Source organism: Williamsia sp. (assembly GCF_036566845.1).
Classification (GTDB): Bacteria; Actinomycetota; Actinomycetes; order Mycobacteriales; family Mycobacteriaceae; genus Williamsia.
Window position 1 is genome coordinate 1 of record NZ_DATCVM010000157.1, and the last position, 7,626, is coordinate 7,626.

Annotated in this window: 6 protein-coding genes; 5 read left to right on the forward strand and 1 reads right to left on the reverse strand. The window is 65.1% G+C overall.

Going from position 1 to position 7,626, the window contains the following annotated elements:
• The coding region (locus VIQ49_RS15295) for a metal-dependent transcriptional regulator (protein WP_331886076.1) at positions 1–421 on the reverse strand (421 nt) is incomplete at its 3' end.
• Positions 422–612: 191 nt separating this feature from the next.
• On the opposite strand from VIQ49_RS15295, the gene VIQ49_RS15300 reads away from it, so the two are divergent.
• The 5 genes from VIQ49_RS15300 to VIQ49_RS15320 all read left to right on the forward strand — a co-directional run.
• Positions 613–1,569: a bifunctional riboflavin kinase/FAD synthetase gene (locus VIQ49_RS15300; protein ID WP_331886066.1), complete on the forward strand. Its 957-nt coding sequence runs from the start codon at positions 613–615 to the stop codon at positions 1,567–1,569.
• A 148-nt stretch (positions 1,570–1,717) separates the two neighbouring features.
• The gene (gene rpsO, locus VIQ49_RS15305) at positions 1,718–1,987 is read left to right on the forward strand and encodes a 30S ribosomal protein S15 (RefSeq protein ID WP_331886068.1); all 270 of its coding nucleotides are present in this window, start codon (positions 1,718–1,720) and stop codon (positions 1,985–1,987) included.
• A gap of 369 nt (positions 1,988–2,356) precedes the next feature.
• Complete coding sequence (locus VIQ49_RS15310; RefSeq protein WP_331886070.1) at positions 2,357–4,630, forward strand: polyribonucleotide nucleotidyltransferase; 2,274 nt, start codon at positions 2,357–2,359, stop codon at positions 4,628–4,630.
• A gap of 35 nt (positions 4,631–4,665) precedes the next feature.
• Positions 4,666–5,964 (forward strand): pitrilysin family protein, encoded by a 1,299-nt coding sequence (locus VIQ49_RS15315; protein ID WP_331886072.1) that lies wholly within the window; start codon positions 4,666–4,668, stop codon positions 5,962–5,964.
• A 45-nt stretch (positions 5,965–6,009) separates the two neighbouring features.
• On the forward strand, positions 6,010–7,626 hold a 1,617-nt coding region (locus tag VIQ49_RS15320), incomplete at its 3' end, for a DUF294 nucleotidyltransferase-like domain-containing protein (protein WP_331886074.1).

Here is a 7,626-nt window from a genome sequence, read left to right on the forward strand (position 1 = left end):
ACGGGATCGGGTCGCCGTGTGGATCGCGGGTCGGATGATCGAGTTTGGCATCGAGACGGGCCATGAACCGGTCGGACACAGCGTGTTCGAGGACTTCTGCCTCGTCGTGCACCTCGTCCCAGCTGTAGCCGAGTTCGCGGACGAGGAAGGTCTCGAGCAGGCGGTGGCGCCGGACCATCAGGATCGCGGCGGTGCGCCCGGTATCGGTCAGGGTGATCGACCCGTAGCGCTCGTGCACCACCAGGTCCTGATCGGCGAGTTTGCGGATTGCCTCGGACGCGGTCGACGGGGAGACGCCGAGCTTTTCGGCGAGCATCTTGGTCGTGATCTTCTCGGGCTTCCACTCCTGGCCGGTCCAGATGACCTTCAGGTAGTCCTGGGTGACCGTCGACAGCTCGGAGACCGCCTTCAAACCCGCCAGCGTGGCAGGGTCCACCGTGGATTCGGGGGGAGTCTCAGAAGTGGGCACCGCCCGAGTTTATGTCGACTGACTGGAATCTGTGTCATTGCCGCACCAATCAATTCAACGTCGGGCACCAACCGGGCGACCCGTCGGAGGGCCCCGGCGTGTGCGCTGTCGCACCGGCGGGAGCGGAGTCGTACGCTTGTGCGGTGTTGCGTTGGCGAGGGCTTGACGAGATCCCTGCGGACTGGGGCAGATGTGTTGTCACGATCGGCGTTTTCGACGGTGTCCACCGGGGTCATGCCCAACTGATCACCAGGGCCATCCGGGCGGCCAAAGAGCGTGGTGTGCCCGCGGTTCTGATGACGTTTGATCCCCATCCGGCCGAAGTCGTGCGTCCGGGCAGTCACCCGCCACAACTCTCGACTCTCACCCGTCGCGCCGAACTGGCCGAAGAACTCGGTATCGACGTTTTCTGTGTCATGCCGTTCACGCCGATCCTGGCCTCCCAGACGCCGAAGGACTTTGCGCACGAAGTCCTCGTCGAGCGGCTGCACGCCCAGGTGGTGGTGGTCGGCGACAACTTCACCTTCGGCAAGAAGGCGGCAGGCAACGTCGACACCCTTCACAAGTTCGGCGAGCGTTTCGGTTTCGAGGTCGAAGCAGTCTCGTTGCTCGGCGAGCATGCGGTCACGTTGTCGTCGACGTACATCAGGTCGTGCGTTGATGCCGGCGACGTCGCGACCGCCACCGAGGCACTCGGACGACCGCATCGCGTCGAAGGTGTTGTGGTGCGGGGCGACGGCCGCGGCAGCGACCTCGGGTTCCCGACCGCCAACATTGCCCCACCGATGTACTCGGCCATACCGGCCGACGGCGTTTATGCCGCCTGGTTCACCGTGCTCGGCGCGGGACCGGTGGTCGGCCAGGTGGAGCCGGGGGAGAGCTATCGGGCCGCGGTCTCGGTCGGGACGAACCCGACGTTTTCCGGCCGGACCCGGACGATCGAGGCGTACGTGCTCGACACGACCGCCGATCTGTACGGTCAGCACGTCGCGGTGGACTTCGTCGCCCGGATCCGGGGTCAGGTGAAATACGACAAGGTGGCGAACCTGATCGATCAGATCGCCGCCGATGTGGATCAGACCCGCCTGTTGCTCCCGTAGGCGACGATTTGGCCAGGTGGCAGCGCCGCCGGTACAGTTGTTCGTTGGTGTGTGCTGCGGTTCGCGGTGGCCGCACCACGATCATCCGGTGACTTGAGGTCATCGGTGGTCGATCACTCACGCGCGATCGTCATAACCAGGAGTTTTTGTGGCACTGACCGTTGAAGAAAAGAAGACCATTCTGGCCGAGTACGGCCTGCACGAGACCGACACCGGTTCTCCTGAGGCCCAGGTTGCCATGCTCACCAAGCGCATTGTCGACCTGACCGAGCACCTCAAGCTGCACAAGCATGATCACCACAGCCGTCGCGGACTGCTGCTGCTGGTCGGCAAGCGTCGCCGGTTGCTCAAGTACGTCGCCAAGGTCGATGTGCAGCGCTACCGCTCGCTGATCGAGCGCCTGGGCCTGCGCCGCTAGGTGCCAACCCGACTCGCCTCGGCGGGTCGTCTGGTAACTGGTGCCTGACCGGCCGAATTGTTGAATCTCGAACAGCTGGTCGGGCCGAACCAACTCAAGATTGTCAAAGCCGAGGATGTCAAGTGATATCCTCGGCTTGGCTTTTGTGCCAGGAAAATGTTCGTCTGTGCGTCCGCACTGGTGAGCGGTCTTCGGTAGTGGCTCCCGGAATGAACGACAAAACTCCGGCGGCTTCGATCGACGGCCGTCACACGGCGACAGCAAGCATTCTCCTGGCTCAGGGCCTACTCGCGTGTGTTTGCCCGCGAGCCGGCCGACCTTCACAGGTCGGTCGCGAACCTCGATCCCAACCGTAGGAGATCCCCACACATGACCGACGTCACCAGCACAGACGCTGTGGAGTACGACGACGAGATCACCGAAGCGACCGCCATCATCGACAACGGCACCTTCGGAACCCGCACCATCCGTTTCGAGACCGGACGTCTCGCCCAGCAGGCCGCCGGCGCGGTGGTCGCCTACCTCGACGAAGAGACCATGCTGCTGTCGGCCACGAGCGCCGGCAAGTACCCGAAAGACCAGTTCGACTTCTTCCCGCTGACCGTGGACGTCGAAGAGCGTATGTACGCCGCCGGCCGTATCCCCGGATCGTTCTTCCGTCGTGAAGGCCGTCCGTCCACCGACGCCATCCTTACCTGCCGCCTCATCGACCGGCCGCTGCGCCCGTCGTTCGTCGACGGCCTGCGCAACGAGATCCAGGTTGTCGTCACCGTCCTGAGCCTTGATCCCAAGGACCTCTACGACGTCGTCGCGATCAACGCTGCGTCTGCATCCACCCAGATCGCCGGACTGCCGTTCTCCGGACCGGTTGGTGGCGTGCGCGTCGCGCTGATCCCGACCGATGAGAACAAGGCCGGCCAGTGGGTTGCATTCCCCACGGTCGAGCAGCTCGAAGGCGCTGTCTTCGACATGGTCGTCGCCGGCCGCATCGTCGGTGGCGAAGGTGATTCCGCCGACGTCGCCATCATGATGGTCGAGGCCGAGGCCACCGACCGGGTGATCGAGCTCATCGAAGGTGGCGCGCAGGCGCCGACCGAGGCCATTGTCGCCGAGGGCCTCGAGGCTGCCAAGCCGTTCATCGCCCGCCTCTGTGAGGCACAGCAGAAGCTCGCCGCCGAGGCCTCCAAGCCGACCGGTGACTTCCCGCTGTTCCCGCCGTACGCCGACGACGCCTTCGCCGCGGTCGAGGCCGCCGGTGCCGCACGCCTCGGTGAGATCCTGAGCATCGCGGGCAAGCAGGAGCGCGACGACAAGACCGATGAGCTCAAGTCGGACATCCTGACCGAGCTCGCGGGTCAGTTCGAAGGCCGCGAGAAGGAGATCGGCGCCGCATACCGGTCGCTGACCAAGAAGCTCGTCCGCAAGCGCATCCTGACCGACCACTTCCGGATCGACGGACGCGGTGTCACCGACATCCGTTCGTTGTCGGCCGAGGTCGCGATCATCCCTCGTGCACACGGCAGCTCGTTGTTCGAGCGCGGCGAGACCCAGATCATGGGTGTCACCACCCTCGACATGGTCAAGATGGCCCAGCAGGTCGACTCGCTCGGACCCGAGACCAGCAAGCGCTACATGCACCACTACAACTTCCCGCCGTACTCGACCGGTGAGACCGGTCGTGTCGGTTCGCCGAAGCGTCGCGAGATCGGGCACGGCGCACTCGCCGAGCGCGCTCTGATGCCGGTGCTGCCGAGCGTCGAGGAGTTCCCGTACGCCATCCGTCAGGTGTCCGAGGCGTTGAGCTCCAACGGCTCGACCTCGATGGGCTCGGTCTGCGCATCGACGATGTCGCTGCTCAACGCCGGTGTGCCGCTGCGGGCACCGGTTGCCGGTATCGCCATGGGCCTGGTCTCGGACGAGGTCGACGGCCAGACCCGTTACGTCGCACTGACCGACATCCTCGGCGCCGAAGATGCCTTCGGTGACATGGACTTCAAGGTCGCCGGAACGAAGGACTTCGTGACGGCCCTGCAGCTCGACACCAAGCTCGACGGCATCCCTTCGAGCGTGTTGGCTTCGGCACTGGCTCAGGCCAAGGACGCGCGCAACACCATCCTCGAGGTCATGGCCGAGGCCATCGACGAGCCCGACGAGATGAGCCCGTTCGCTCCGCGTGTCACCACGGTCAAGGTGCCCGTCGACAAGATCGGCGAGGTCATCGGGCCCAAGGGCAAGATGATCAACTCGATCACCGAGCAGACCGGTGCGAACATCTCCATCGAGGACGACGGCACCGTGTTCGTCGGCGCCACCGATGGTCCGTCTGCCCAGGCCGCGATCGACATGATCAACGCCATCGCCAACCCGCAGCTGCCCAAGGTGGGCGAGCGGTTCCTCGGAACCGTTGTCAAGACGACCACCTTCGGTGCGTTCGTCTCGCTGCTCCCGGGCCGTGACGGGCTCGTCCACATCTCGAAGCTGGGCAAGGGCAAGCGCATCGCCAAGGTCGAAGACGTTGTCAACGTGGGTGAGAAGATCCGCGTCGAGATCGCCGACATCGACGATCGCGGCAAGATCAGCCTGGTCCCGGTCGAAGACGAGGCCGCTGCTCCCGCCGCCGAGGCTGAAGAGGCGAAAGCCTGAGCAGCACAGCAGGTTTGACCGGGACGCACAAGTCTGTGTCCTCAGTTACCCACCGGGCAGTACGGAGATCCGTACTGCCCGGTGGGCTGCGGGTGGTCACCGAGTACCTGCCCGGCGTGCGGTCGGCGTCGGTGGGACTCTGGGTCGCGGTTGGATCAAGAGACGAAAAGCCTTCGGTCGCCGGCGCGGCACACTTTCTCGAACACCTGCTGTTCAAGTCGACGCCCACCCGATCTGCGGCGGGCACCGCCGAACAGATCGACGCGATCGGCGGAGAGCTCAACGCCTTCACCGGCAAAGAGCAGACCTGTTACTACGCCCACGTCCTCGACGAACACATGGCGACAGCTGTCGACATCGTTGCCGACGTCGTGCTGCGTGGTGAATGCCGCACCGAAGACGTCGGGATCGAGCGGGCGGTGGTGCTCGAAGAGATCGCCATGCGCGACGACGATCCCGAGGATCTGCTCGCCGACCTGTTCATGACGGCGATGTACGGCAACCATCCACTCGGACGGCCGGTCATCGGTTCGTCGGAGTCGATCACCTCGATGACGCGAGCACAGGTGCGGTCCTTTCATCAGCGCCGCTACACCCCCGACAAGATGGTCTTGTCCGTCGCCGGCAACATCGATCACGTCGAAGTCCTCGCCGTCGCTCGCAAGACCTTCGCCGGACATCTGGACAGGTCGGCCAAGCCTGCGCCGATTCGGCTGGGCGCCAAGGCGATCGGTGGCCGGCCCACGCTCGAGGTGTCGTACCGCGACACCGAACAGGCGCACCTGCTACTCGGTGTTCGGGGACCCGGACGCGGTAGCGGCGATCGATGGGCGCTGTCGGTCCTCAACACCGCACTGGGTGGCGGCCTGAGTTCTCGCTTGTTCCAGGAGATCCGGGAATCCCGGGGACTGGCGTATTCGGTCTATTCGTCGGTCGACTCGTTCGCCGATGTCGGAGCGTTCTCGGTGTACGCGGGCTGCTCACCCGACCACCTGGCCGAGGTCGCCTCCGTCGTCACCGGCATCCTGACCGAGGTTGCCGAACACGGGATCACCACCGAAGAGCTGGCGCGCGCCAAGGGCTCACTCCGCGGGGCAATGGTTCTCGGACTGGAAGACTCCCAGTCCCGGATGCACCGCAATGGCCGCGGTGAGATCAATTACGGCAAACGGATGACCGTCGACGAGGCATTGCGCAAGATCAACAGGGTCAGTGCGGCCGACACCGCGAGGGTGGCCCGTGAACTGCTCGGACACCCCTTCGGCGCGGCTGTGGTCGGTCCCTATCGCAGTCATCGTCAGCTTCCGAAATCGCTGACATCGCTGGTGCACTGACGCAGAGTCCCGGCGCTCCGGTGGGTGAGCTGGCACGATTACTCCATGATGACGCAGATCGCAGAGTTCCTCGTCGGGTACCCGCCCTTCGATGCGCTGTCGGACGACGAGGTGGCGCGGATCGCGTCCGCGTCGCGGATCGAGGATCACGAGTCCGGCAGCACGATCATGAACGGCTTCGTCGATCAGATCGAAGAGCTCGCGGTGGTGGTGTCGGGTCAGGTGGAACTGTGGAACACGCCGCGGCGCAAGCCTGACGGCCCCGACGAGATCCTCGGTCCCGGTGGAGTTTTCGGCTATTCGGGCATGCTGACCGGATCTGCCATCGGTCCGCTCGCCCTCGCTGCCGGTCCGGTCCGCGTCTACCGCATTCCAGGCCATACGGTGCGTCCGGTGTTCTCGTCGTTGGCCGGCGCGGAGTTCCTGGCCCGCAAACTGACGGTTGCCCAGCGCCTCGACGCATCGTCGGTCAACAGCTATGGCACGGTCAGCGAGCTCGTTCGCGCGGCACCGGTCGTCGGGTCCGCGGACATGACCGTCCAGCAGGCGGCGCAGAAGATTTCCGAACACCGCGGCGGATACATCGTGATCCCGTTCGGCGACGGGCGATTCGGCGTGCTGACCGATCGCGACATCCGCGCCCGTGTCGTCGCGACCGGTTCTGACCTGCAACAGCCCGTGCGCGACGTGATGACCTTCCCGGCGGTCACGGCTCTCACGACAACCCCGGCATCGGAAGTGCTCGTCGACATCCTCGAACGCGGCGTGACCTGCGTGCCGGTGATCGATCCACGAGGTGAACTACGTGGTGTCGTGGTCCCCGAGGACTTCGTCAACGCGCCCGCCGGTGCCGGTGTGTCACTGCGCGACCAGATCATGCGCGCCGATTCGATGGAGACGCTCGCCGAGCGCGGCCGTCGAATGCGCTACGTGGCAGCAGATCTCCTTCGGCGGGGGCGCCCATCCTACGAGGTGACGGCGGTGCTGTCGGTGCTCACCGATGCCGTGGTCCGGCGCGCACTCGAGATGGTGCTCGCGTCGCGGCCCGACCTCGACCCCAGCGCCCTGACCTGGTTGTCGTTGGGTAGCAACGCTCGTCGGGAGTCGGTGCTCAGTTCCGATGTCGATTCGGCGGTATCGTTCGACGAGTCCGTGTCCGATCCCGACCAGTTCGCCGCCTATCGTGCTGCTTTCGCCGAGGTCGGTGAGATGTTGCGCCGCTGCGGACTCGGCGTCGACGTCAACGGCGCCACCGCGGACATGCCGCTGTTCTCCAGGACCCACAGCCAATGGCGCGAGGTTGCCGGTCAATGGCTCGCTTCACCCCTCGACAACAAGGGCATGATTCTGGCCTCCCTGTTACTCGACGGACGTCCGATCTGGGGTGATCCCGGCGCGACCGCGGTCTCAGAAGTCTTCCGTGAATTGCGGCAACATCCCGGGACGATGCGACTGCTCCTCGCAGAATCGTTGTCGTACAAGGCGAAACTGCGGTCGATGCGGGACGTGTTGTCCCGGCGCGGCGGGACCTTCGACATCAAGAGCCATGCGCTGATCCCGGTGATCAACATCGCGCGGTGGGCGGCGCTGAGTGTGCAGAGTCCCGAGGTGGGGACCCGTGGGCGACTGTCGGCCGCCGCGGGGAGTGCGATGCTCAGTGAC

Excerpts from the sequence above, each read along its gene's own strand:
- VIQ49_RS15310 (WP_331886070.1), top strand. The coding sequence starts at position 2,357 with ATGACCGACGTCACCAGCACAGACGCTGTGGAGTACGACGACGAGATC.